At 46.4% G+C, this 25,432-nt stretch carries 21 protein-coding genes and 1 pseudogene; 6 read left to right on the plus strand and 16 right to left on the minus strand.

What is annotated here, in order from left to right; translation table 11 throughout:
• Positions 1 to 312: 312 nt before the first annotated feature.
• Positions 313 to 945, plus strand: a complete 633-nt coding sequence (locus C0Q44_RS01525; protein ID WP_146113411.1) for a tyrosine protein kinase — start codon at positions 313 to 315, stop codon at positions 943 to 945.
• Positions 946 to 1,093: 148 nt separating this feature from the next.
• On the plus strand, positions 1,094 to 2,185 hold the full coding sequence (locus C0Q44_RS01530; RefSeq protein ID WP_105405753.1) for a DNA alkylation repair protein: 1,092 nt from the start codon (positions 1,094 to 1,096) through the stop codon (positions 2,183 to 2,185).
• Between the two features lie 432 nt (positions 2,186 to 2,617).
• On the opposite strand, the gene C0Q44_RS01535 is transcribed toward C0Q44_RS01530, so the two are convergent.
• The 5 genes from C0Q44_RS01535 to C0Q44_RS01555 form a co-directional block, all read right to left on the minus strand.
• Positions 2,618 to 3,079 carry a DIP1984 family protein gene (locus C0Q44_RS01535; RefSeq protein ID WP_105405754.1) on the minus strand — a complete coding sequence of 154 codons (462 nt, stop codon included), beginning with the start codon at positions 3,077 to 3,079 and terminating at the stop codon, positions 2,618 to 2,620.
• Between the two features lie 27 nt (positions 3,080 to 3,106).
• Entirely contained in the window at positions 3,107 to 4,066 is a 960-nt protein-coding gene (gene corA / locus C0Q44_RS01540; protein WP_105405755.1) for a magnesium/cobalt transporter CorA, read from the minus strand.
• Positions 4,067 to 4,428: 362 nt separating this feature from the next.
• A complete protein-coding gene (locus tag C0Q44_RS01545) occupies positions 4,429 to 5,418 on the minus strand; it encodes an inorganic phosphate transporter (RefSeq protein WP_105405756.1) in 990 nt (329 codons plus the stop codon).
• 14 nt (positions 5,419 to 5,432) lie between these two features.
• Positions 5,433 to 6,050, minus strand: coding sequence for a DUF47 domain-containing protein (locus C0Q44_RS01550; RefSeq protein WP_105405757.1), 618 nt, complete (start codon positions 6,048 to 6,050; stop codon positions 5,433 to 5,435).
• 296 nt (positions 6,051 to 6,346) lie between these two features.
• Positions 6,347 to 7,273, minus strand: coding sequence for a DUF3048 domain-containing protein (locus tag C0Q44_RS01555; RefSeq protein WP_258166119.1), 927 nt, complete (start codon positions 7,271 to 7,273; stop codon positions 6,347 to 6,349).
• 483 nt (positions 7,274 to 7,756) lie between these two features.
• Here C0Q44_RS01555 and C0Q44_RS01560 point away from each other — a divergent pair, with 483 nt between their 5' ends.
• Positions 7,757 to 8,296 carry a DoxX family protein gene (locus C0Q44_RS01560; RefSeq protein WP_105405759.1) on the plus strand — a complete coding sequence of 180 codons (540 nt, stop codon included), beginning with the start codon at positions 7,757 to 7,759 and terminating at the stop codon, positions 8,294 to 8,296.
• A 153-nt stretch (positions 8,297 to 8,449) separates the two neighbouring features.
• The gene (locus C0Q44_RS01565; protein WP_105405760.1) at positions 8,450 to 8,662 is read left to right on the plus strand and encodes a hypothetical protein; all 213 of its coding nucleotides are present in this window, start codon (positions 8,450 to 8,452) and stop codon (positions 8,660 to 8,662) included.
• Positions 8,663 to 8,833: 171 nt separating this feature from the next.
• On the opposite strand, the gene C0Q44_RS01570 is transcribed toward C0Q44_RS01565, so the two are convergent.
• From C0Q44_RS01570 to C0Q44_RS01580, 3 genes are all read right to left on the minus strand, one after another.
• Positions 8,834 to 9,619 (minus strand): DODA-type extradiol aromatic ring-opening family dioxygenase, encoded by a 786-nt coding sequence (locus C0Q44_RS01570; protein ID WP_105405761.1) that lies wholly within the window; start codon positions 9,617 to 9,619, stop codon positions 8,834 to 8,836.
• A 102-nt stretch (positions 9,620 to 9,721) separates the two neighbouring features.
• Positions 9,722 to 10,552, minus strand: coding sequence for an alpha/beta hydrolase (locus C0Q44_RS01575; RefSeq protein ID WP_105405762.1), 831 nt, complete (start codon positions 10,550 to 10,552; stop codon positions 9,722 to 9,724).
• A gap of 253 nt (positions 10,553 to 10,805) precedes the next feature.
• The gene (locus C0Q44_RS01580) at positions 10,806 to 11,039 is read right to left on the minus strand and encodes a hypothetical protein (RefSeq protein WP_105405763.1); all 234 of its coding nucleotides are present in this window, start codon (positions 11,037 to 11,039) and stop codon (positions 10,806 to 10,808) included.
• Positions 11,040 to 11,451: 412 nt separating this feature from the next.
• Here C0Q44_RS01580 and C0Q44_RS01590 point away from each other — a divergent pair, with 412 nt between their 5' ends.
• Entirely contained in the window at positions 11,452 to 12,264 is an 813-nt protein-coding gene (locus tag C0Q44_RS01590) for a hypothetical protein (protein ID WP_105405765.1), read from the plus strand.
• 85 nt (positions 12,265 to 12,349) lie between these two features.
• Here C0Q44_RS01590 and C0Q44_RS01595 read toward each other — a convergent pair whose 3' ends face one another.
• Positions 12,350 to 13,276, minus strand: coding sequence for an AraC family transcriptional regulator (locus tag C0Q44_RS01595; protein WP_105405766.1), 927 nt, complete (start codon positions 13,274 to 13,276; stop codon positions 12,350 to 12,352).
• Between the two features lie 408 nt (positions 13,277 to 13,684).
• Positions 13,685 to 16,834 (minus strand): copper amine oxidase N-terminal domain-containing protein, encoded by a 3,150-nt coding sequence (locus C0Q44_RS01600; RefSeq protein ID WP_181150812.1) that lies wholly within the window; start codon positions 16,832 to 16,834, stop codon positions 13,685 to 13,687.
• A 316-nt stretch (positions 16,835 to 17,150) separates the two neighbouring features.
• Here C0Q44_RS01600 and C0Q44_RS01605 point away from each other — a divergent pair, with 316 nt between their 5' ends.
• Entirely contained in the window at positions 17,151 to 18,107 is a 957-nt protein-coding gene (locus tag C0Q44_RS01605; protein ID WP_105405768.1) for a hypothetical protein, read from the plus strand.
• Positions 18,108 to 18,271: 164 nt separating this feature from the next.
• Here the strand turns inward: C0Q44_RS01605 and C0Q44_RS01610 are convergent, their stop codons facing one another.
• The 6 genes and pseudogenes from C0Q44_RS01610 to C0Q44_RS01640 all read right to left on the minus strand — a co-directional run bounded on the left by C0Q44_RS01610 (position 18,272) and on the right by C0Q44_RS01640 (position 25,019).
• Positions 18,272 to 18,910, minus strand: coding sequence for a GNAT family N-acetyltransferase (locus tag C0Q44_RS01610; RefSeq protein WP_258166120.1), 639 nt, complete (start codon positions 18,908 to 18,910; stop codon positions 18,272 to 18,274).
• A pseudogene (gene ilvA, locus C0Q44_RS01615) lies at positions 18,910 to 20,201 on the minus strand (threonine ammonia-lyase IlvA). Before ilvA ends, C0Q44_RS01610 begins: the two are co-directional and overlap by 1 nt.
• Positions 20,202 to 20,582: 381 nt before the next feature.
• Positions 20,583 to 21,188, minus strand: a complete 606-nt coding sequence (locus C0Q44_RS01625) for an alpha/beta hydrolase (protein WP_105407567.1) — start codon at positions 21,186 to 21,188, stop codon at positions 20,583 to 20,585.
• A gap of 14 nt (positions 21,189 to 21,202) precedes the next feature.
• Positions 21,203 to 22,153, minus strand: a complete 951-nt coding sequence (locus tag C0Q44_RS01630; protein WP_374955062.1) for a ring-cleaving dioxygenase — start codon at positions 22,151 to 22,153, stop codon at positions 21,203 to 21,205.
• A gap of 310 nt (positions 22,154 to 22,463) precedes the next feature.
• Entirely contained in the window at positions 22,464 to 23,546 is a 1,083-nt protein-coding gene (locus tag C0Q44_RS01635; RefSeq protein WP_105405770.1) for a hemolysin family protein, read from the minus strand.
• A gap of 135 nt (positions 23,547 to 23,681) precedes the next feature.
• The gene (locus C0Q44_RS01640; protein ID WP_105405771.1) at positions 23,682 to 25,019 is read right to left on the minus strand and encodes a hemolysin family protein; all 1,338 of its coding nucleotides are present in this window, start codon (positions 25,017 to 25,019) and stop codon (positions 23,682 to 23,684) included.
• Between the last annotated feature and the right edge of the window lie 413 nt (positions 25,020 to 25,432).

Raw genomic sequence — 25,432 nt, forward strand, 5'->3', positions numbered from 1 at the left:
ACGTTAGGTCATATTATCGCACTATATACCATTTTTCGCCTGTATTTTCCGATTACTTATATAGGAATTCAACCAACCTAAATGTTACAAATTTGTGTCTGAACTGTTCTTTTTCTCACCATAACCTTCCCCCACATTATGCGCCCAAATCCGCAAATATCCCGTTTTCCGGGATACCCGCCTACGCCGTCTCTCCGCGGATGACATACAGTATAGCAAAAGGGAGTTCCACACGGGTCTGTCATGTACATCTGTCATGCAGCATCGTGGAACGCAATTCCGAAATCCAACATAGAAGGAACGTGATCGTTCATGCCACAGCATTATTATCACCGCCAGCCCGCATCACGGCAACGTCCGTCTTCTCATCGGCAGGGGCATACTTCTGCCTACATGCCACCAGGGCTCATCCCGAGGTCTTTGAATGAAGCCCAGACCCAACCTATGTATCCTGGAGTAGAACCACATTACCCCGGCTTCGGTGAAGTCGAAGCATCCGCCATTGTACCGTATGGGCAAGGTGTAACTGGTGGGAACTTTTACGCTGGTGGAACCCCGGTTGTTCCCGTAGTTCCTGTAGCGGCACCCGCTGCTTCGGGCAGTACAGGGTTTTCACTGGCCAACATCGGAGAGTTAAAAGGAATGATTGACCGCTTCGGCGGAATTGATGGAATCATGAGTGGAATAGGCAAAATGCAGAAGGTCGTCGGTGGCATCCAGCAGATGGCTCCGATGATGAAGCTCGTTATGGGCATTCTGCCTTTTGGTAAAGGTAAAAAGGACAGCAGCGCGGCTGATGCCGACTACAATGAATATTCGAAGCCCCGGAGACGTAAGCGTAAGCGCCAGAACAAGCCAACCAATACTCCACGTCGCCGTAACACGACTCCAACCCGCCGCAAATCCAATGCCACAAAGCGCCGTCCCAAAAGTCGCAAGCATTAAAGCAACCCAGGCACCCTCTCTACAGAAGGGGGTGCCTTAACTAACTTCCCTTCTGTTCTCTCTTCAGAATTCAGAAAAACATTTAGGAACCTACGTTCTTATTTCTGTAAACTGAGGTATACTGGATAGTAACTAAAGGAGGCGAACCATGGAACTTTTCAAAGACAAATATACTCCCACATTAATCAATCGAACCGGCAAACTATTGCGTCAATTCTACCCTGTGCTGGATGCACAGCGATTTCACGATTTGGTTTTTGCTGAAGGCTGGGAACATCTGGAATTTAAAGGCAGGATTCGCCGGATCACACTGGCCTTGACCGAAGTGTTGCCTGACAATTACGAGGAAGCTTTACATATCATCGGACAAGCAGCCTCACAGATGCGAGGAGTTGAGTATCTGTTTGTACCGGATTTTATCGAAGTGAACGGACTCGATCCTGCGGATTACGAGCTATCCATGAAGTATCTGACCGTCTTCACACCTTATTCCAGCTCCGAGTTTGCGGTACGCCCGTTTATTGAACGTTATCCGATCGCAACAATGAAACACATGATGGAGTGGGCAGGTAACGACAACGAGCATATTCGCAGACTTGCCAGTGAGGGCAGCCGCCCCCGATTGCCTTGGGGTGCCAAACTACGGAGTTTCATTACCGACCCCACCCCCGTCCTTCCTATTCTCCATGCGTTGAAGCAGGACGAGTCGCTCTATGTTCGCAAAAGCGTGGCTAACCATCTGAACGACATTTCCAAGGACCACCCTGAACTTGTGCTGGATCTGGCTACGACCTGGTACGGGCAACATCAACACACGGACTGGATTGTTCGCCATGCAAGCCGCTCGTTGCTGAAGAAAGGGCATCCGCAAGCGCTTCAGCTTTTTGGATATAACGAGCAGGAAGCGATCCATATTGAACGTCTTCAGCTTGCCCAAGATACAGTAGCCATTGGCGAGGATCTTTACTTTTCCTTTGATGTGGTCAATGAGAGTGGACAGTCACAGATGCTGAGGATTGAATATGAGATCGGATATATGAAGGCGAACGGCAAACAGGCTCCCAAACGATTCAAATGCTCTGACAAAATGTATCCGACAGGTCAAACCAAAGTAGCCACGAAACAATCGTTCAAAGTCATTACAACGAGAACCTATTACGCAGGGCTGCATACGTTAACCATTGTTGTTAATGGTAAAGAGACGGCAACTGCATCTTTTGTTGTAGACAGCCAAGCCTAGAAACATCCCAAAAGTTATACACAGCTCATTCCCGCCGGAAACTTATTCACATGTGGATACAAATACTGCGACAGCATATTCCTTTGATGTGTACAACTCGGGAAGAATCCAACCTGGGAAGAATCATAAAGGCCACCAGGCAACAATCACCTCCTGACAGTTCAACTGCCCGAGATTATTGCCTGATGGCCCTCTACATATGTAACTAATTCACAAACTGCTAATCCCCTTACCCACCCTCACCGCTATCCAAAGACCAGCATATGGTCGTAACAATTAAAATGATACACGATACATCCATGCTGCGCATTCTTGTAACAATATTGGGCTAAATGGTCATTTGGGTTAGACATGGCCCAGCGTCTACCAGGTTTCCAACTACCCGTTGGGGGGTTATGCTCGCTTCATTTGGATAGGATTACCGACGCAGTTTTATTGCTCGATTAAGTCAATGGTCCAGTTCTTCTCCTGGATTTTAAAATCCAGTTCCCGATAGGATTTCGATAGAAGATCCACTTTACTTTGTATATCCGCGATGTTCACGGTGCGCTCATATTTCACCTCGGAACGGCTGTACCGATCCTGACGAATGGAAGCATTGTTCAAAATCTCATTAAATGCCGCTCTCTCCTGCATGATCCCATCCCGCTCTGCAAGCGCATCTGCAATCGTAACGCCAGCTGTGAAGTCGGTCTCTGCATTGGTCTTATTAATCTTCTTGACCAACACCGTCAGATGGCGAATCGTGTTCTCCAGCTCGATCATAAGCAACTGCGGGTCTTCTGCTGGCGTTTCACCTTCCTGAACCTTAACCACTCGTTCCAGACGTTGCTTGAGCTGAGCAATCTTCTTCTGTTGATCTGCCCGCAGTACAAGAGCCTCTGCCAATCTCATCGTATCCCATCCTTCCATGGTTATAGACTACTTAAACCAGCCACGCTTCACAAACCAGGCCACCATGCTCCCACCGAGAACAAACATGAACAGTAGCACAGCTCCATATCCGAACTTCCACTGAAGCTCAGGCATATGTGCAAAGTTCATACCATATATTCCGGCGATCAGCGTTAACGGCATGAATACGGTCGTTATCACCGTAAGTGTCTTCATAATTTGATTCATCCGGTTCGAATTCAGCGATATATAACTGTCTCGCAGGTCTGCCGTCATCTCCCGATCAGCCTCAATCATGTCCGTCAGCTTCAACAAGTGGTCATAGATATCCGTAAAATACGCCGTATGCTCGCCTGTTCGTTGCACATGCTGCGAGTTAATCACACGGTAGAGCAGATCACGCATCGGTACCACAGTTCGTCTAAGCTTTAGCAGCCTGCTGCGCAGATCAAACACCTGGTTCATCAAATCTTCGACCGATTCCTGACTGCCTCGGTTCTCCAGTTCAGCCAACTCATCCTCAATCGCGAACAAAGACGGAAAATAATGATCGACCAGCTTGTCCATCAAGGTATAAGCGGCTGCCACGGGGCCTCGCGCCCAGATGGTCCGTTCGTGTGCATGGTGTAGCAAGCGGTCCCATGCTTCATCGACTTCCTCCAATACTCCATGATGAAAGGATACCAGAAAGTTGGCACCCAGGAACAGATCAACCTCTTCGGCCTCCAGCGTCTTCGGGTTCAGTGCATGCAGCACAAGAAACTGCAAGTTATCATAATAGTCCAGCTTGGGCCGCTGTAACACATGCAGACAGTCCTCAATCGCTAAGGGGTGAAAATGAAAATATGTATCCAGTAAACGGCTTTCCTCTTCCGTCGGCTGGTTGAAATCTGCCCAGACCCAGGCGTAATCCTTCAGATCAAGCTGTGTTAGGGGTACGTTAACGGAGACTTGATGTTCCCGTGTAATGGCGAGTGTACGAATCATAGATTAGACCACGTCCTTGTCCTGTATCTTTTACGTCCATTATACGACGTTCATCCAACTACGTCTTTCATGCAAACCAACCATCCACATATCCCCGGAAAACTCCCTTATCTCGACAACAAAAAAAGCCAACCCTGTTGGCTTCTCTCATTTCCCTATCCACAGTTCCCTGTATCCACAGGAATATCTTCTTTTTGGTTTATCATTCCACAGATGGCTATCCACATATCCAGCCTGTCCACACGTTCATGCACAGGCGTCTCTTAATTTTGGTTGTATAATTATCCACATATCCCGATATTCACAAGGTTATGAACAGGTTGTCTGGATTACCCCGAGTTCGTTCGGGATCACATTTCCTTTTAGAAAATAATCCAGTAGAGCAAACCTGCCAGCCCCGCAGTAATTGGAATCGTAATGAACCATGTAACAATGATCCGTCCAGCAAGTCCCCATTTTACGGCAGAGAAACGTTTCGCAGAACCGACACCCAGAATGGCCGATGTGATCGCATGCGTTGTACTCACCGGTAGATGAAGCAACGTTGCTGTGAAAATAACGGAAGCTGCTGATATATCTGCAGCGAACCCGTTAATCGGTTCGATTTTGAATATTTTGGTACCCATCGTTTTGATGATCTTCCAACCACCGATGGAAGTACCGAGCGCCATCGCTGTTGCCGCAGAGATTTTAACCCACAGCGGAACATCCAGATTATCCTGCACACCTGCTGCAACCAGAGCAAAGGTAATAATCCCCATCGCTTTCTGCGCATCATTCGTACCATGTGTGAATGCTTGCAGTGCTGCCGTGAAAATCTGTACCGTACGGAAACCTTTGTTCACGTTATGCGGACTGCGTTTGGCGAAAATATATTTGAGAACCGTCATCACCACATAACCGATAGCAAATGCGATCAGAGGTGATAACAACAAACCTCCGACGATATCAATGAATCCACTCCATTTCACTTTATCAGATCCTGCGCCAACGAGCACGGCACCTGCAAGAGCTCCAATAAGTGCATGTGAGGAAGAAGACGGGATACCGAACCACCATGTAACAAGGTTCCAGATAATCGCTGATATCAAGGTGACTATGACGACCTCTATCCCGTTATCCAGCGTGGCGGGGTCCGTCACACTCCCCCCAATCGTCTTCGCAACACCTGTGAACATCATCGCACCGACAAAGTTCATCACTGCTGCCATAAGAATAGCTCGGCGTGGCGTCAGCGCTCGGGTCGAGACCGAAGTGGCAATGGCATTGGCCGTATCGTGAAAACCATTGATGAAGTCAAACGCCAGTGCAAGGAAGACGACTATACCCAATACCCAAATCGTTGTTTCCATTATTCTCTGGCTCCTTAAGAATTACGCATAATGATGGATTCAAGCACGTTCGCTACGTCTTCACAAGCATCCGTTGTCGTCTCAAGACGTTCGTAAATTTCCTTACGCTTGATCAGTTCAATCGGATCAGACACGGTAGCGAAGAGATGTTTGATACACATGCGCAGCACTTCGTCGCCCTGGTTTTCCAGATCATTCAAACGAATGGTGTACTCACGGATTGCCAGCAATTTTTTCTGAGACAGCAAATGGATAGCCTTTTGAATTTCGTAAGCCGATTCGCGCAAAATTTCTGCAAACTGTACGATGAATTCATCCGGTTCAGTCAGTTGGTACATATAGAAACGGGAAGCTGTTGCTTCGAGCCCGTCCAATACGTCATCAAGTGTTGTTGTCAGCTCCATGATGTCATCGCGTTCGATCGGCGTGATAAATGTTTTGTTGAGTTCTGTAATGATCGTATGCACGTAATCATCACATTGGGACTCGTACTTCTTCATTTCATTGGCAAAAAGAGTCACATCCTGAAGGTTGGAAACATGCTGGGAGAAATAATCTGCCGCTTGCACGACCGCATCTGCCATGTTCTCCAGTGTCTCAAAAAATATATCCTTCTTCTTCTTAAGCTTCATAGCTCTATCCCCTTTACGAGAAATTGCCGATAACCGATGAAACATGAAATGACAACCTTTGATATCTTATCATACTTTTTTCACAGTTTGTACAATAGACAGCGTCTTTTTTGACACACTCTTCATAAATGTGTGAAACGCCCGCCAATAAACGGAATTCCATGGATAATATTGCTCATATTTTACAGTACTTTTACATTTTAACCAAAATACGATTCGACTTCAATTGACAATTTTCACTCCATCCATGAAATCCATACATTTTATGACGAATAACATTCATTTCTTATCATTATTTATTGCACAACCAGCTTCACATGACTCGCAAATTCCGGTTGATTGGGAACAATGCTGATAAAGGTTTTGCCAGGCACAAGAGCAACCTCACTTCCATTGTAGACAAAACGGATAATATCCCCCGACTTCTTCACCCACTGTCCATGAATCATCTTGCCCTTCTGAAACAGCATGGCTTCCCCGCCCTGTTCCAGGTTCACTGACAACCGGCCTATACTGTCGAGTACCTTGTGATCTGCTCCTGCGACAATAATGTTTGCTGCTCCAATTGGATTTCCGTTATCCAAGTCTTGATCTGCCTTACCATTCACCATTCTCATATATCGTCCGCTAACTTCATCATAATCATACGTCACCCGATAACTATCCAATAAATAATGGACATTGAATTGCTTAACCGTCTCTCCTGTGGATGTAGCACCTTCGTCGTTATAGATGTATACCGGTGACTTAAAATCATGACTGTAGCCCTTTTTATCCGCTCCTTCTCTCAACTTGTCTGCTGAAGTATACAGATTATGTGGAGCTTTCCGGTCGGATGAACGCCAGAAATAAGGCCCGCCATTCGAAATCTCATCCATATGCTGTTTCTGCTGCTTTTGCAAAATCGAATAGGCCTCCGGACTACCTCCGGCATGAACAAGTACCCCATCATAACTCTCGCCGATTTCAATCAGATACGGACGTATACTGCGTACAGGTCCAACAGTCTCAGCACCCCCTTCACTTTGGAAAATGGCAATGAACCGTGTTATGCCTCCCTCTGCAAGAACTTCAAGAATGATATCCGCTGAACTTAGACCCGATTGAGGCCGAGCTGCAGGCGCATTGTTAATCATGACGGCCAGTGGCCGCCGAGTAATGGCTTCATTAACAGGCAGACCCGTCAGAGGTGCTGTGTAGAGAGTCTCGTTAGACTCTTCCATGTTCTGTTCTTCCTGTATGGGGAAGGAGTGGGCTCTGGCTGAAGTGGCATCTCGGCCGTCTTCTGGTTCTGACAGGCGACAAGACTCACCGCGAGAATAAACAGAGATGCAGCAGATACTGCTTTGTTCCATTTGAAAAGCTTCAATATAGGACCTCCTGAACGATATCGCCTGGTTCTAAGTTGTGATCATTGTCTCATGCAGGCAACCATTTCACGTATTTCTTTCCATTTAATCACACACAACCTGATTTGTCTGCGCCCTGAAGCCCTTGATACAGCAGGAAATACACTTTTGAAACGTTGAATCGTGAGAAAAATATGTCCTAAATGTGAACTTCTCAAAGCTTACTTAAAATTTGAACTAGATTGTGATTTTAATCACAAACAAAACACCTTTTGAACTATACAATAAAGACATCAAAGGTGATCACTTAGAAAAACAAAAAACAAACACACTAGATTACATGAAGGAGTGGTTTATATGTTCAGCTTCAACCAATGGATTAGAGAAAACAAAGTGGCAATGTGGATTTTGACAGTACTTCGGGTGTACATCGGTTACGATTGGATGACGCACGGATGGAGCAAATTGACAGGCGGCTTCCAAGCTGGTGGCTTCCTTGCAGGAGCAGTAGAAAAAGCAACAGGTGATCACCCGGCAGTTCAAGCTTGGTGGGCAACGTTTCTTGAGAAATTCGCAGTCCCTAACGCCGGAATATTCGACTTCGTAATCCCACTTGGTGAATTCCTTGTAGGTCTGGGGCTGATCCTCGGTTGCTTCACAACACTGGCTGCACTGATGGCAATGGTCATGAACTTCGCGTTCCTCTTCTCGGGTACAGTAAGCACGAATGCTCAACTGGTAATCATAGAAATCTTCCTAGTTGTGGCTGGAGCCAATGCAGGTAAAATTGGTTTGGATAACTGGGTACTCCCTTACATTCGCGGATTGTTCAATCGCAATAAAGGTAGTCAGCCGAAAGATACACCAACCATTACGCCTACTCACAAAACAGCATAAGCAATTCATTGAATTCTCAGCCCTGCTCCCTCCCCCTGGAGAGCAGGGCTTTTTACTTTCCTGAATTGATTTATATATGTTCTACTTGACTTGCCCCTTTACTGAAAACCGTATTATGATGAACATAAAGTTGAACATAAAGGAGTACACGTTATGCCGACCCAACGCCGTCTGGAGACCGATGCCGACTTTCAGGAAGCTATGACTATGCAGTACAAAGTTCGAGTGTTTAAAGATAATCATCAGATTGACTCTGGTGGCATTATTATCCGATTTGACAGTAACACCATTGTCGTGCAATCCAGTATCAGTGAACTCGCTTATCACTCGCGTACAGACTGTGAGTTATTCGAGATCCGTAAATAAGAGGCAATGGCCGTACAAAAAGATCCGCGTATCAAAAGAAGGTTCCCGTAGACCGTTATGCTGGCTACAGGAACCTTCTCTGTTTATTTAGTATAATCGGAAACTTTAACCACAGGTTCACAGTAACCATTTGGACTCGTTAGCCAACAACAGACTGTTGTCTGCTCCAAGTTACAGGCCGTCCCCAAACTGCCAGCAGTTCAAACTGAGTGTACCGTGAGGATAAGACTGGAATAGACGCTTTGCTGATCGGGACATATCAGCTGTCCCCATGGCGTAGAACAAGGGTGCAAAATGTTCTGTACCATACGATGGGACTGCCGTGCGTGCATGAGGGGCTTTTTTCTCATATTGAAACAGTTCTCTTGTGTTCCACTGCTCCAAGCGCTCCCCGATCCAGTTATCGAAATCCACTGCCCACTCTTGCGGTTCATCATGATTTCCGAGCATTCGCAGATTGTGAACCGTTCCACCGCTACCCATAATCAGCACATCATCGTGACGCAGCTGTTCCAGCATGCGGCCAATATCATACTGTTCCTGCGGAGAACGCAACGAATCTACAGATACCGCGATCACAGGAATATTAGCCTCAGGGTACATATGCAACAACGGTACCCATACGCCGTGGTCCAGACCCCGACCTCGAATCGGCTGATGCGACAGATTACTACGGGTGAACAAGGCACAGATCTCGTTCGCGAGATCCGGTTGCCCAGGTGCGGGGTATTCCATGGTATACATATTCGAGGGAAATCCGTAAAAATCATGTAATGTCTGATGTGTATCATCCATCGTCACTGACGGCTCGGGACTATCCCAATGCGCCGTAAATACGACAATGGCTTTCGGAGCCGGCAGCCTGTCTCCAAGCTGGTTCAGAAAATGAGTGTAGCCATTGCTCTCCACCGCCAGAGCGGGAGAACCATGCGCAATGAAAAATGCGGGTAATGTCATTGCTGCCAACCTCCAGACACGGATAGAATGCTTACTTCCCTATTCTACCCCTAAGAAGGTGCTTTTCCAAGCTAACATCCCCAAACCTATACAATTGTACTCTTAAATCATCCAATGCTGCCAATCCTGTTCAATCTTCTGACGCTCGCCCAGCCACTCTCTGGTCCGTGTAATCAGTTGTTCCCGCTCTTTACCGGAAGAGTAGGTATGATCGCCCTGGAAGATAATCTCCTTGTCGCAACGGCCTTCCTGACGCATCCAGAAGACCTTTTGATACAAAAAGGCATAGTCTACAGGGATAATCTCATCTGATGTGCCATGCACGACGAGAACATCTCCATTGAATTTGACTGCTTCCTGGAAAGGCTGTTGCTCAGCAAGCGACTCGAAGAATGCTGGAGTGAATTTGTATCCGAGATAATCAGCTGCGCCCAGTTTTACCCCTTCATCATATACTTCCCGTCCCGTAATCTTCACAATATCATTGAATGGATAGCCCACAGAGGACCACATGACCAGATTCTTGACACGTTTGTCACGCACAGCAGTTAGCAGAGCAACAGCACCACCCAGACTATGACCAATCAACGTAACGCGAGTAGGATCTACATCACTGCAATTTACCGCGTAATCCAGCACAGAGCGGGTCTGTAACACCATGGATTCCAATCCCTCCGCTCCATACTCACCGCTGCTCTCCCCGCAGCCGATATAATCGAAACGCAGTACCAGATAGCCATCTGTAGCCAGTTCACGCGCAGTCTTCACAAACAGACGGTCCACGCCAATCCGGCTTCCTACGAAGCCGTGGCAGATGACGGCCAGAGGTACTCGCTGATGCTTATTCTCCTCCTTGATGTCACGCACGACCGGATAATGAATCGTGGCTGTTAATTCTTCCTGTCCATGACGGATACTGATCTGTCGTTCCATATCCATTTCTCCTTCCCATGTTTGCCTGTGAAAATTGTATTATTCAATCAATTATATATATTCCGATAAGTTTAGTGAGTATTAAGATGATATTAGTATATTATCATTCCGGGACCTGCAAGTCAACGCAAGTAAACACCCATTATGATATAGGACGCGTCTGCATAATCGGATTATCGGCACCAAAAAATGAGCCTGGCTGATTGCAGCCGGCCCAAACATTTTTGGATTTCAAACGACTTGATGACCCATTTTATTCGTAGCTTCTACGGAACATCTCGTGGGTTTCGACCCGTCCATTCCACTCGTGCTCATGACCAGAATCACTATTACTCCAGAAACTTCTTCCCTGCAAATTGTTATCGCTCAGTTCTTCAGCGTATTCCGTATCCTCCATGTTCTCTTCCAAAGGTACTACCTCATCCGCCACTCCACGGGAGTTGCTGTTCAACAACAGCTTCCGGGTCATATCCGTTTGTTTATCCATAACAAGCACACTCCAATCTCGGATTTCTGTTGGAAATGCTACTATTGTGATGGAATTGGCCGCTCTTTATTCACACTTCACACAATCGTTAGATCTGGGAGCAGTGAAAAGTATATTAACGAGGGCGCAGGGGAAAATAAACCCTATCAGACAGGCAATGGTTGCCTCGGAATCCTTCTCCCGAAAGGAATGAAATCATGGAACATCTACTGGGATGGATTCAACATCATGGTAAACTGGTGCTCTTGTGCACCTGCGTCATCCTGGCCTGTGTCTGGCTGTGGGCCCACCATAAGCAGCTTTTTTATAAGGAATGACTTTGCGAAACGAGAGCCCTTCCCGTATACTAAAATACCGTCAGGGTCTTCAGTCATTGGAAGATCAGAACGTGTGTAGACAGGGGGAGCAATCATTGGGGATTTCCTATAAGAAGCTTAAAGAAATACAGAATCGGCAAATAACCGAGATGAGTCGAATGACACCAGAAAATGTGAAACTGTATGATCAGCTCAGCACCATAGCGCGTCATTCGCCCGCAGACGAGAGAACGCAGGAAGAATGGATTCTCTCTGCCGGAAGAGCCATTGTACAGGCTCAGCAGGATAACAAGCCCGCTCGTGAGTTATACGGACCGGATCTGGAGCAAGAGGTCCGTGCACAGCTCGGGGTAACAGATACAGCACTGGAGACGGCTGACGTGGATGCTGAAGCGAGTCCCTCCCGTAGTTCACGTCCTTCGGCTTCGGCTTCGGCGTATAAGAACGCCAAGATTCCAGAGCAGCAGGCAACTGAGACTACAGAGTCCGTGAAACGAACACCCAAATGGTACACTATGATCGCCTGGGCGGCCTTGTCTTTTGTAATGTTGATTCAGGGAGGCGCAGGATTGTTTGTAGGTTGGACTGGCGGAGATACGGAAGCATTCCAACACATTAGTCTTTTCTCCCTTATCGTTGCGGCTGTAGGCGGGATTGCACTGGTTGAGATGCTGCGTCGTCTTGGGGAGCGACCGGATGATGAAGGAGCGGACAGAAATGCCGTGCCTAAGGTTAATATTCGTGGAATTGTGATCTACATCGTGGTGGTTGTGCTCGTTCTATTTGTTGGTTATCCACTGCGCGACAAGCTTCCTATGTTTACGCTGGCTCCGTGGTTGAGCGCCGTGATCGGAGTTGCGGGGCTTGCGACGCTAAGACCTTTCTTCGGACAAAAGAAAAAGGCTTGATCTTCCTTTGGATGATGTAGGGACAATAATATAAATAATATATAAGAAGGGGCCATTAAGGTCCCTTTTTTATTACGTATCATTCTCATTTTTCAATTAACGGGTTTGCGGAATCCCTAAGGTCCTGCTCCCGTTGAAGCTGATTGCGATGCTTGATTCCTTTACCCGGCGTCTCTCCAAATTCTCGCTTGAACATTCGAATGAAATAATTCACTTCCATGCCTACGATCTCTGCTGCCTCTCTGACACTTGCTTGCGGATGCTTGTCCAGCCAGTCTGAAGCCTTCTGCAAACGCATTCGTTGCATGTACTGATGTCCCGTCACACCATAATGCTGATGAAATAACCGATTGAGATGCTGTACCGAATAACCCACTGCGTCAGCTACATGTTTCAATAACAGATCGTCCTGGTAGTGAGTATGCATCAATGCAACTGCTCGGTTGAGTGCATCTCTGCCTGGATCGGACTCCCGATGAGGATGTGTTACAGTCCCATCCTTCGCCGTGGATGATCCAATACCTACGTTACCCACATCAGAGGGGATTTTGGATTGTGCGATATCCAGAATCAGCTGATAGATCAAGGTTGATGTGTTCCACATCTCCGTTACTCCTTGATCCAGCGCGTGCCAGAGACTAGTCATCCTTGACCAAAGGAGATCAACACCGGAGATGTAACATGGCTCAATCTGAAGCAAACCCGCTGATCGAAGTATCGATTCCGCCGATGCACCGCCAATACCGATGTAGCCCAGTTCACCACTTGTTTTGGAATGAGGCATATACTCATGAGCCACCCCGGGTTCCACCACGAACAACTGCCCTGCTCCCATCGTCCACGTCCCTTTTCCCGGAAGCCTGAACTGCCCTTCACCGCCGCGTGACAAAAACAACTGATAGACCGGAAATCCATCCGGTCTGTGCAGAACTTTCTCTTCCAGCGTGCCCACACAATACAGGTATAGCGGCAACCGGGAATCCGGCAGGCCCGTCAAACGAAATGCAAGCATTCCATCATTCCTTTCGGCTCATAGGCTTCTATATAAATTGAACTAAAGAATATTTACACGGGCCACTCCGATGACAGAACAACCTTTCGATCGCTGTTATCCCCAGATTTTTTGATTTCCTTTTTTAAAGGTTGAAATTCGGGGATAAAGGCGCACGCTTCGCTTCTTCAGGTTATTTCTGTCCTCTCCGTTTCGTGTAAATGTGTAGTTCAATCTATATAGATTATTTCCTTTATTATCCTGCTGTTTGTCCTGTTGCAACAATGGTCTAAGGAACCTTTTTAACGACAAGATTTTCATACAGCAGTTGAAGTATTTGCATCCAGTGACAATTATGGAGTTACGATGAAAAACTCCCTTTCCAGTAGGAAAGGGAGTCCGAGTTTACTTCAGTATCAACTTTTACGTTCAGCCTTGTGCAGGTGTTTGCCCCTCACTTGATGCTGGTGGAGTGGTAGGCTCCTGTATTGGCGTAGACTGAGCCTTCTCAAGCTTGAATATATCCGATGGACCTGAAAGTGTATGTTTATTCGTTGTTGTATTTGCAGCAACTGAAAGAATATACACCTTGTACTCGCCTCCTTCCACCAGATTGGCTCCAGTTGAATCTATAGCTGTTTTCGTTAAAGTAACTTCAACCGCTGCAGGATTTCCAATTTGGTAGCTAGTGTTAGAGGTTGCTGTAGTGACATCCAAACTATCTGTTCCTTTAACAATAAAGAGTCGGTATGCAGAAATGCCAGTTTCAGAAGATGGTTTAGTAAAGGTAAGCTTATAACTTGCCTCAGTTACAATACTTGTATTTTGAAGGCCTGTTATAGTGGCAGTTTGAACCGCATTTGCTTGTGCAAAGATATTAAACTCATTGGAAGCAGAAGACAGGTTGGAAGCACGTGACGTACTGTCCGAAACAGACAAGACAAACATACTGTATTTCTGTCCAATTACAAGCACACTACCATTAATATCTCGATGTCCACCGTTTAGTACTACTGGACTGCCTGCATTGTTCTTATTAATTTCCACAAAGGAATTAATTCCAAGAGCAGAACTTGTATTGAATCCACTCACTTGGTTAGCAGGCACAATCAAGATACGATAATTGGAGATATTGGTCTCGCTAGTTGCTTTGTTGAAGGTTATTGTTACATCTGAAGGCGTTCCAGATTGTCCTTGATCTTTGACGTTTACATTCACATTGCTTGCCGCCGCCACAGCGGCATTTGAAGTCAATGTAACTATACCGGAGGCTGACGATATTACATTCGCCAAAGACGAGTTATTATTTACAGCCATTACATACACCCGATAGCTCACATCATTGCTAATCAAGTCGTTATCCACTGTTCTCGAACCATTAGATAAGGTAATCGTTTGATTATTTCCCGTTCTACTTACATACGTATAATTGGAGCTATTCACCGCATTGGCTGCGTTCAGATTGAAGCTGCCTGCATTCGCATTTTTCACCACAAACACCCGATAATGATTCACATTTGTCTCATCCGCGGATTTATTAAACGTCACACGCAGATCACGACCGTCTCCATTATCTCCGATGTCGGTTGCAGCCACAGTGTTCGGAGCGGTTACCGCCGCGTTTGCCGACAAGGTAATCTGGGAAGAGTAACCAGACAAAGCATTCTGACTGGAGTTTCCGTTGTTATTCACCGACAGCACGAATACCCGATAAGCAACGTTATTGGTAATGGTATAACCATTGGTATCTACAGCGTTTGGAAGCGTCACGGACAGGTTACCACCCGTTTTGTTCACCTGTGTATAGTTGTTCGACGCATTAGCTGCGCTCAGCGTGAAGCTGCCCACATTAGCAGAACGAACGACATATACTCGATATGCAGAGATTCTGGATTCATCCGCAGCTTTGTTGAAAGAAACTCGCAGATCACGCCCATCACCGTTGTCACCAATATCCGCAACAGCCAGGTTGCTGATAACTCCCGCATTGCCGTTCGTTGTCAGTCTCAACACCGTGGATGAAGCGGACAGCGCATTGGTGTATCCATTCTGCTGATTGCCCACTGCCATGACGAAGATTCGATAATCTTGCAGATTCGTTACGTTATAACCGCTTGTGTCCTTCATGGATGAAGGCAATGTCGTTGTAATGTTGTTGCCTGTTTTGTTCACCGTATAGTACAGACTGGAGGATAGATTGCTTGCTGTCGCCAGACTGAAGCTGCTTGCCACCGAGTTGCGTACAACGAAGACGCGATAATTCGCCACCTTGGACTCATCCGATGAACGGTTAAAGCTCACCTGAATATCACGACCATCTCCATAATCCGAGTTGTCTCTCACCTGTGTAATCGCAGGAGCTGTTGCTGTATTCACTCCCAGTGTCAATGAACTGGACACTGCGGACAGCTTGCTATCTGTTGTTGTATTAGTACTTACGGACAAGATGTATACAACATAAGCCGTGCCATTCTTGATGAGTTCTCCGGACGTATCCCGTGTCGAAGATGTTAGCTGGCTTTTAACCGCAGCACTATTGCCTTTGTATATGATCGTGGAGTTTGCACTGGACACTTTGTTCGCTGCATCCAGATTGAATGCGGAAGAATCCTTCGCTTTAACTACAAACGCACGATAATAGGTAATGTTCGATGTCGTGCTTGGCTGCGTGAAGTTAATCTCCAGATCGCGACCATCATTATAGTCACTAATATCTGCGGCACGCAAACCTGTAACAGCCTGTACTGTGGATTTCACAGTATTTAATTTCAACGATTGGGAAGACCATCCCAATAGATTTTTGTAATTATTGCTGCTGTTTCCTACAGTCACTACATAGAGGCGATAGGTTTCATTGCTATTGAGCAAATCGCCGTTAACGTCACGCGTCTGTGCATTCAGCGTCAGTTTCGGGTTGTTCCCATTCGGTGTAACAGATGTATAGTTCGCAGAAGGTACAGCAGATGCTGCTGACTCCGTGAAGCTATTCACATCACGAGTTTTCACCAGCATAATCCGGTAAGCAGATACCGCCTTCTCCGAAGTTGGACGTGTGAAGCTCACGGTCAGGTCACGACCATCTCCGTTACTTCCGGATACCGCACCATAGATATTCCAAGCCCCATATTGAGTCTCATCCACTGGCGGTGTAGACGTTGTCTTAATATCTACACGCTGATTGCGTGAGTTCCAGAATACTTTCTCACCGAAGGCTTCACTGACAAAACGAATGGGAACCATCGTGTTACCTTTGATCGTATTCGCAGGAACATCCAGAGAGATCGCTTCCCCGTTGATGTATGCCGTTTTGGAACCGAGCGTCAAAGTAACTTCCTGATTGTCGCGAGTTGCAACAATCGTTTTGGTTCTGTTCGTGTACTGTACCTTTGCATCCAATCCTTCAAAAATCGACCGAAGCGGAACCAGTACGCGTCCACCTTTCATCACAGGTGCCTGAGCAGATGATAGCTCCGCATCATTAATATATATGCTGATTCTCGCAGCTGCATCCATAACCGACGTTGGAAGTGCGGACATCAGCATAGCTGATACAGCCAGCGCTGACATTACCTTCTTCACTTGTTTTCCTCCTGCTTTCCTCATATCCCATATCCCCATTCTCGCAATTAGTTACATCGAAATAGAATTCGCTGTTCAGTTCAATAATTCCTGTATTTACCTGTGCACATCTAAGACGTTCCGATCAGCTCAAAAGTTTCCAGTTGCTCAAAATATATTTTCGCAGTACTGTTCCTCTATCTTCCACCCTCCAAAAGTTAAAAATAACAGAAGAATTTGTCATCATTCCGCAACCACATCCTGCCCCAATTGGGTTAATGTATAGTAACTAGTGAACAACGCCTATCATTTTTTCACCTACGGGAGGTTCATATTTATGACATCATCGTTCCGATCTGCCAAACGTAAAGGCATGCGCACCTTCATTACAGCCACGGCCATTGCCATGCTGCTTCAAACGGCTGTCACTCCCTTATCCGGAGTCGCTGCTGCCGCTTCACTCAGTGCAGATGCCAAAGTAACGACTGCCAATTCAACAACCATATATACAACGTTTCAGTCCATGCTATACAAAAAGAACGGCTTGCCTGCCGCGGATACCTATCTCGAATCTCATATCAATAAAGTCACCACCCATCACGCAACCTTGATGGTCTTACAGCTCGAGAATGCCCGCAATAAGGCGTTAACAGCCATGATTGACCGTCTGCTGGTGCCTAATGTGCAGGAAAAAATGATGAACGCCTACAAGTGGAATGACAGCTTCACACAACTGATGGCGCGTACCAAAGACACCCGTCTTCGTGCACTGCTTCAACAGGCACGTGATAGCGGCTATCGTCTTGTTATGCTGGAAGGTTCTCTCTATCCCATCATGAACTACATGGCTTTTCAGAAATACATTTCGTACGTAAGTCCCGACATCAAACAATATATCAATATCATGGCCGTCGAGACTAGCAATCTGGCTGCCGATGATGGTGCCCTGATCATTGGATACCAGGAAATCCTCAATCGCGCCATGAATCAGGAACGTTTCCTGAGTGAAAATCCAAAGTCCAATCGGGTACAGCAGGTGCAGAACCTGATGAATAACTATACCCTGTATACGTTTTATGGCCTGAACAATACACCTCTGTTTGACTATGAAACGAACAAAATGACAGCCAATGCGCAGAAAGGTTACAAAGCTGTCTTACAACGTAACTCATCCGAAGATAGCGACTTCCTGACCAAACTCGAAAAATTTATGGATATCGTTACTGAAGCCAAATTTGAGAAAACGTCTGTTGTGGAGAAATGGTTGGAGCAAAACGTTCCGGTAAGCGACTAAGCGATCTATTAAGCTGATCTGATTTATTCGTCAGCCCTGATCTTATACACCACATAGGGGCTGGCTCATGCCAAAAACCGCCGCAGGAATTGCTCCTGTGGCGGTTTTGCTTTGACATTCTATGATAAAAACTAAAAACTGATTTAACCCCGTCAGTCCTTACACTATTGAATAGGTTTGACCATATGATTATACTCATGTCCTGCGATGACAATCACATCGTCTTTGACATATCCCTGCCGTTCGTACAGCATTAGTGCACGGCCGTTGTCCCGTTCTACAATCAGGGATACCTGTAAGTGACCGAGATCTCTGCCCTGCTCCTCAAAAGCAGCCATCAGCGCGCGGCCGATGCCCTGTCCCTGATAGGCTTCACTTACCGAGAGAGTATCCAGATAATACTCCCCCGGACGGGTTTCTTTCACCAACACATACTTCTCATCCTGGCTTCGTCCAGCTCGATCCAGAATCGGCTGGTCCAGTCGATCCGCTTCACCACCATCATAGGCCACAAGAATGCCAGCGATCAGTCCATCCTGTTCCATCACCGTCACATGACGATAGCTGATCCGATTGCCTGCCTGCATATAAAATTGTTTCAAAATCTCCATCGCCTTATCATGATTCGCTTCACCCGCAAGCGCGTAGGCAATATCCCCTATAGCCTGATAAAGTAATGGAATGACCTGATCTGCATCTTCTATGCGCGCAGGTCTGATCTGAGGAGGTGCCCCCTGATGATCTGGCTGCAACCTTGAATTCACGTCCGCCTGCATGCCTGACTTCATCTTGGAATGATTCATCAGATTAACATGTTGAACAGATTGAGATTTTTGTTCAGTTCAGTATAGGCGATTCCTTTGCGGTTCATGCGTTCAATCAGGGGTGGTAATCTTCCTTGTACATCAACTCGATGCCCACCAGAGCAGGGCCGTTTTCCTTGTCATGCTTTTTCGTATATTCGAACCGGGTGATATCATCATTCTTCCCTAGAACTTCCTCCAGGAATTCACGTAAAGCTCCTGCACGCTGCGGGAAATTCACCATGAAATAATACTTCAGACCTTCATAGATCAGGGAACGTTCCTTGATCTCCTGCATGCGGTCGATATCGTTGTTCCCGCCACTAATAACGCAGACCACCGTCTTGCCCACAATTTGCTCACGATATTGCTCAAGCGCTGCAACAGCCAAGGAACCAGCAGGCTCGACTACAATTGCATTTTCATTATAAAGCTCCAGAATGGTCGTGCAGGCTTTGCCTTCTGGCACTTTCAGAATGTCATCCAGCACGCTGCTGCAGATTTCAAAGGTCAGATCACCAACCCGTTTCACCGCAGCGCCATCCACGAATTTATCAATATCATCCAGCGTAACCACCTGTTTGCGGAACATCGCTTCACTCATGGAAGCTGCCCCAAGTGGCTCAACACCAATGATACGTGTCTCTGGACTCACGGTCTTCATGTAGGTTCCCACGCCGGCTGCCAGTCCACCGCCACCAATCGTAACGAACACATAGTCGGCATTCTCATCGAGGCTTTCCATGATTTCCATCGCTACCGTACCATTACCTGCAATAATCTTAGGTTGATCAAACGGATGGATGAACGTCATGCCCTGTTCGTCACATGCACGCATTGCTTCTGCGTATGCATCGTCATACGTATCCCCGATTAGCACCACTTCAACGTTGTTTCCGCCAAAGCGTCGCACCTGCTTCACCTTCTGGTTCGGCGTTGTGCTCGGCATGAAGATTTTGCCGTTAATCCCGAGCGCATTACAACTAAAAGCGACACCTTGGGCATGGTTGCCCGCGCTCGCACAGACAATCCCTTTCTCCATCTCAGCTGGTGTCAGACTGCGAATCATATTATAGGCACCCCGAATTTTGAACGAGCGCACCACTTGAAGGTCTTCCCTTTTCAGATACACATTACAATTATATTTGGCCGACAATACAGCATCCCGCTGTAACGGCGTTCTTACAATGACCTCACGCAGCACATGATGTGCGCGCACGATATCTTCCATGCCAACACTGGCACGACCGGGACTTGTGGTTCCCGTTGGTTCTTGTTCAACTGGTTTCATGTTGTCTCCACACTCCGCTTTTATGGTCTAGCAATGTCGTGCACTGCTTTTCTTTGTATTGTATCACTTTTGTTCTGTTCTTGCGCCTGAGCTCTCATCATTTATCATTCGTACAATTTCATCAATAACATAGTCATACTCTTCCAAGTCTAATTGAAAACGATTATCAATTACATCATTATAGAATATTCCATCCTTTACGACAACTATGTTGTGTTTGATTCGGGTTGTATTGTACGCTCTAAGCCTTTCGGGCTTTTTATATGTAGTCAAAAAAAACCCGATCCATTCCCGGATCGGGTAACTGTGCCAGCCGCATAGGAATCTCATGGATTACCTTTTATTAGCTTAAAACAGAGGCTCACCACATATTAATCCTAATTACGCCTGTGCCTGAAACCACGCCGCTGCAGCTTCTGCCTCGGTACGCGTTAACTGATGACCCTGACGCTCCAAGTGCATGTGCACTTCAGCACCAGCTCCGCTCAGAAGCGAAGCCAACTCATCTGTTTCACGTCTCGGCACAATCGGGTCATTCTCTCCTGCCCCGATGAAGACAGGCAGGCCTTTCAAATCCGGCAAGTCCAGACCACGCAGGGGAACCATCGGATGATGCAGCATCGCACCTTTAAATACATCCGCCTGATGGAAGATCAGGCTTGCCGCAATATTGGCACCGTTGGAGTAGCCCAACGCATACACGTTTGAACGATCGAACCCGTATTCCATCGAAGCTGCATCGACAAAAGCACCCAGTTCCGCCGTCCGTGCAATGAGATCCTCTTCGTCAAAGACACCTTCTGCCAAGCGACGGAAGAAACGGGGCATCCCGTTCTCCGATACGTTACCACGCACCCCCAGCATGCCTGCCTCTGGTGCAATCATCTCAGCCAGGCCCACCAGATCATTCTCGGTTCCGCCTGTGCCGTGAAGCAACAGAATGGTTGGAGCATCGGGCTGAGCACCTGCTTTATAGATATGTTTCATAGTATTCGTTGTAGTCATGATTTGGACTCTCCCTTCCATTCGCGTACTTGAATAGGTGGCAACAATTGTTCAATCTGCTCGCGCTGTGGTTCATACCATTCAGGCAACATTAATTTCTCACCCATGCTCTCTTGCGGTTCATCCCGTGCAAAGCCCGGCGGGTCCGTTGCAATCTCGAACAGGATACCGCCCGGTTCCCGGAAATACACGGCGTTGAAGTATTGACGGTCAATAACTGGCGTTGGATGATATCCGGCTTGATCAAGATCCTGTTGCATTTGTTCATGTTCCGTATAATCCTTTGCACGCCATGCAATATGGTGTACCGTTCCCGCTCCGCCGATTCCGCGCTGAATGCCCGTGGACTGAATGTCGATGATTTGCCCGATGTCACCGCTCGCCTGAAGGCGAATCATTCCATTCTCCTCGCTAACCTTCTCCAGACCAAGCATCGTTACAAGTACGTCTGTAGTTTTCTCAGGTACGTGACTGAACAATACAGCGCCGCCGAAGCCTTTAATCGCATGCTCCGATGGTACACCATTGAATGTCCAGTGGCTTGGCTGTCCACCATCACGCTCAACCAGTTCGAGCAGCAGACCGCCTTTGTCGAAGAAGCGAATATACGGTTCACCGAATCTGGTTTTATTTTCGAACGGAATATCGAAGGAAGCAAGACGTTCTTTCCAGAAAGGCAGACTGCCAACCGGAATCGCGAATACAGTGACCCCCGTCTGGCCTGAACCAATGACTCCTCTTCTTGAATTTTGTTGAGGGAAAAAGGTCATGATGGTGCCTGGTGCGCCTTCTTCATTACCATAATACAGATGGTACACGTCCGGTGCATCAAAATTAATTGTTTTTTTTACCATTCTAAGCGCCAATACGCCTGCGTAAAAATCAACGTTTTTCTGTGCATCGTCTACAAAAGCCGTAATGTGGTGAATTCCTGAAGTTCTGAACATAATCTCCACTCCCTTGGTTTTAGTTGGTTGATCGTTATATGAAGCATCTTTTATTTACTGTTTTCATTTCCTGCGTATCGTTATTTATCTTTAAATTAAGATTATTTAAATTTATATTAGTCCATTGATCGAAGATATGCAAGCAATTATTTTAAAATTAAGATTTATTGGACCGTGATCCCGTTGAACCACTCGCTCCCTGAACCGTACAAACAACAAAAAGCAGGCACCGATTACCTCGGAAACCTGCTTCCTGTCAGAACGATAGCGTTTCTTTATCATCCTTATTATTGCTTCATGTCACTACTTCTTATACCAATTTCAATCTTTTGGGTGGATTCACCAAATCCTTGTGTTCATACTCATCCTTGATATCTCCAACGATCTCTTCAAGGATATCTTCCATCGTAACCATACCTACCGTAGCACCTGCCTCGTTTTTCACGGTTGCAATGTGTACACGGCTTTGCTGCATCTGAATCAGCACGTCCTTGATTGGAGAACGCTCGGAGAAACTCGGCGTATTATGAACAAATGTCTCCATACTGAATGCTCTGCCCGCAGCCACACTTGTCAGCATTTCTTTGGTGTTAATGAAGCCTACAAAGCTAGCCTGATCCCCATTCGCAATTACAGGGTATCTCGTGTATTCATGTTGATTCAGCACTTCAATCATCTGATCAAGGGGCATTTCCTTATTCAACGTAACAATTTTATCTTTCGGAATCATAATCTCCTGAAGCAGACGCTCATCAAAAGCAAAAATATTTTTGAGATAGTCCAGTTCCGTCTGGTTGATCTCACCGCTCTCAAAGCTCTGTGCCATAATCAGCTTCAGCTCCTCTTCGGAGTGAACCGTATCGTGACCAGCAGGTTTTACACCGAATAAGCCAAGCAACAGACGAGCAGCTCCATTCAGCGCATAGATGAACGGATTCATGATTTTACCGAACCAGTACAGCGGTGGTGCAAGTAATAGCGTCATTCTCTCTGCAAATTGGATCGCCAGTGTTTTGGGTGCCAATTCACCAATAACCACGTGCAGGAAAGTAATGATCGCCAGAGCAATACCGTAGGAAAGCACGGTAGACAATGCTGCCGGTACTTCCATTCGCGCAAACAACGGATGTAACATTTTCTCTACGGTAGGCTCACCCAAGGCTCCCAATACCAGCGCCGTGATGGTAATCCCCAATTGACACGCAGACAGGTAATAATCCAGGTTGTGCGCCACTTTTTTGGCCAGTACTGCCTTTTTGTTACCTTCCGAGATCAATTGATCGATTCGGGACATCCGTACTTTAAGAATGGCGAATTCAGCTCCAACAAAAAAAGCTGTCAGACCGATAAATACGGCTACTAAAAATAAATTCAAGGCTATTATTCCGTCCAATGATTTCCCTCAAGTAGAGGGATTCACCTCCAAGTAAAATTTATATTAAGGTTGCACGAGTGACGTTCCGGTCCGTCCCCTACACTGCTACTTATCGCAAAAACATTTAAAGTTTCAAAAGATTACCGGGTAAGATCACGCCAGATCGCTAGCAGCTTCCTCAATCTCAGCGCCGCTCACTCGTTCCAGAAGAACTTGCTTGATGTGATAATTTTCGGTATCCATGACGGTCCAGACATAATCACCGTGTTCTACCGTGTCACCTTTTTCCACACCTACACCCCTCTGGTACTGAATCCATCCGGCAACGGTATCCATCTCTTCGTTTCCTTCAAAGATAAGCCCGAACTGCCGCTCCACTTCATCCAGAAGTACCCGGCCGTTAATGAGATATTGATTCTCTCCGGTCTCCTGAATATCAGCAACCTCATCGGCATCGAATTCATCACGTATCTCACCAACAAGCTCCTCAAGAATATCTTCCATCGTGATAATCCCCGAGGTACCACCGTATTCATCCACGACTACAGCCATGTGAACACGTTCCAGTTGCATTTTAATCATCGCATCCTGGATAGGTGTCACTTCAGAAACGAACGGAATCTCACGAACGAATTCACTCAGCTGATACGATCTTGCGGCAACCATGTCCGGCAAAATCTTTTTCACATTCACCAAGCCGACAATACGGTCCTTGTCTCCATCCTCGATGACCGGGTATCGTGAATAATTATGTTCATCCAATATAGGAATAATATCGTCATAGGTCATATCCTGATTAAGTGTTACCAGTTCTGTACGCGGTACCATGATGTCTTTGGCATCACGTTCATCGAATACAAAAACATTTTCCAGATACGAAAGCTTGGTCTTATTGTTCTCGTCACCTTCGTAACTCTGGTTCATGATGATTTTGATCTCGTCCTCCGAGTAAGCTTGATCATGTTCTGCTGGCTTCACTCCGAATCCTCTAAGAAGAACACGTGAGGCTCCATTTAACGCCCAGATGAACGGATACATGATCTTGCCAAACCAGTATAGCGATGGTGAGAGCATTAATGTCAGTTTTTCCGAGAACTGAATCGCAAGTGTTTTGGGTGCCATCTCACCAATCACGACATGCAGGAACGTAACGAGTATGAAAGCAATCGCATATGAAGCAATGGATGAGACTGAAGGTGATACGTTCAGGTAATCAAATACCGGATATAATAATCTCTCAACCGTTGGCTTTCCGAGCGCTCCCAGTCCCAGGGCAGTGACCGTAATACCAAGCTGACAAGCTGATAGATAATAATCCAGGTCCGAGACCACTTTTTTGGCGAGTACTGCCTTTTTATTGCCCTCGGCAACCAGTTGATCCACTCTTGATGTACGAATTTTGACTACAGCAAACTCAGAAGCTACGAAAAATGCAGTCAATGCAATCAAGATAATAAGTAATGCAATGTTCAATATGGTAATTATGTCCAATGATTTCCCCGTTTCACAGGGATTCACCTCCAGAGATAGTTACAGCGTGATCCGTTAACTTGGTTAACCATTCATCTGCTGTTTGTCGTTCAACTTGCCGTATGCCGTATATAAAATCAATTGATAATAACGTTTGTATATGTCGTACGTTGACCTTGTAAAACCAAAACAGGAAATCAAGATGAAGTCAATGACTTGCAGAAACTTCTCCACTCAAATCGGGTTTCCCCTCATGCTGTCAATTGTTCCTCGCTTAACTCCATCTAGATTCGCCATTTGGACAATTTACAATATCGCCTTCCCAATAGATATCCACCTCCCCTCGTACTCATTCCTGTTTCCGAAAAGTATACCATGATTCCAACCGAACCATCCAGTTGCACGTTATGGTTTGGAACAAGCTTACAGTTTAT

The organism is Paenibacillus sp. PCH8, from assembly GCF_002968835.1.
GTDB lineage: Bacteria > Bacillota > Bacilli > Paenibacillales > Paenibacillaceae > Paenibacillus.

Bases quoted from the DNA above. Each gene is read 5' to 3' on its own strand.
- C0Q44_RS01580 (WP_105405763.1), bottom strand. From the start codon at position 11,039: ATGGATAAACAAACGGATATGACCCGGAAGCTGTTGTTGAACAGCAAC.
- C0Q44_RS01545 (WP_105405756.1), bottom strand. From the start codon at position 5,418: ATGGAAACAACGATTTGGGTATTGGGTATAGTCGTCTTCCTTGCACTG.
- C0Q44_RS01550 (WP_105405757.1), bottom strand. From the start codon at position 6,050: ATGAAGCTTAAGAAGAAGAAGGATATATTTTTTGAGACACTGGAGAAC.
- C0Q44_RS01625 (WP_105407567.1), bottom strand. From the start codon at position 21,188: ATGAAACATATCTATAAAGCAGGTGCTCAGCCCGATGCTCCAACCATT.
- C0Q44_RS01605 (WP_105405768.1), top strand. From the start codon at position 17,151: ATGACATCATCGTTCCGATCTGCCAAACGTAAAGGCATGCGCACCTTC.
- C0Q44_RS01610 (WP_258166120.1), bottom strand. From the start codon at position 18,910: ATGAATCATTCCAAGATGAAGTCAGGCATGCAGGCGGACGTGAATTCA.
- C0Q44_RS01630 (WP_374955062.1), bottom strand. From the start codon at position 22,153: ATGTTCAGAACTTCAGGAATTCACCACATTACGGCTTTTGTAGACGAT.
- C0Q44_RS01535 (WP_105405754.1), bottom strand. From the start codon at position 3,079: ATGAGATTGGCAGAGGCTCTTGTACTGCGGGCAGATCAACAGAAGAAG.
- C0Q44_RS01565 (WP_105405760.1), top strand. From the start codon at position 8,450: ATGCCGACCCAACGCCGTCTGGAGACCGATGCCGACTTTCAGGAAGCT.
- C0Q44_RS01530 (WP_105405753.1), top strand. From the start codon at position 1,094: ATGGAACTTTTCAAAGACAAATATACTCCCACATTAATCAATCGAACC.
- C0Q44_RS01560 (WP_105405759.1), top strand. From the start codon at position 7,757: ATGTTCAGCTTCAACCAATGGATTAGAGAAAACAAAGTGGCAATGTGG.
- C0Q44_RS01575 (WP_105405762.1), bottom strand. From the start codon at position 10,552: ATGGAACGACAGATCAGTATCCGTCATGGACAGGAAGAATTAACAGCC.
- C0Q44_RS01570 (WP_105405761.1), bottom strand. From the start codon at position 9,619: ATGACATTACCCGCATTTTTCATTGCGCATGGTTCTCCCGCTCTGGCG.
- C0Q44_RS01595 (WP_105405766.1), bottom strand. From the start codon at position 13,276: ATGCTTGCATTTCGTTTGACGGGCCTGCCGGATTCCCGGTTGCCGCTA.
- corA (WP_105405755.1), bottom strand. From the start codon at position 4,066: ATGATTCGTACACTCGCCATTACACGGGAACATCAAGTCTCCGTTAAC.
- C0Q44_RS01525 (WP_146113411.1), top strand. From the start codon at position 313: ATGCCACAGCATTATTATCACCGCCAGCCCGCATCACGGCAACGTCCG.
- C0Q44_RS01555 (WP_258166119.1), bottom strand. From the start codon at position 7,273: ATGGAAGAGTCTAACGAGACTCTCTACACAGCACCTCTGACGGGTCTG.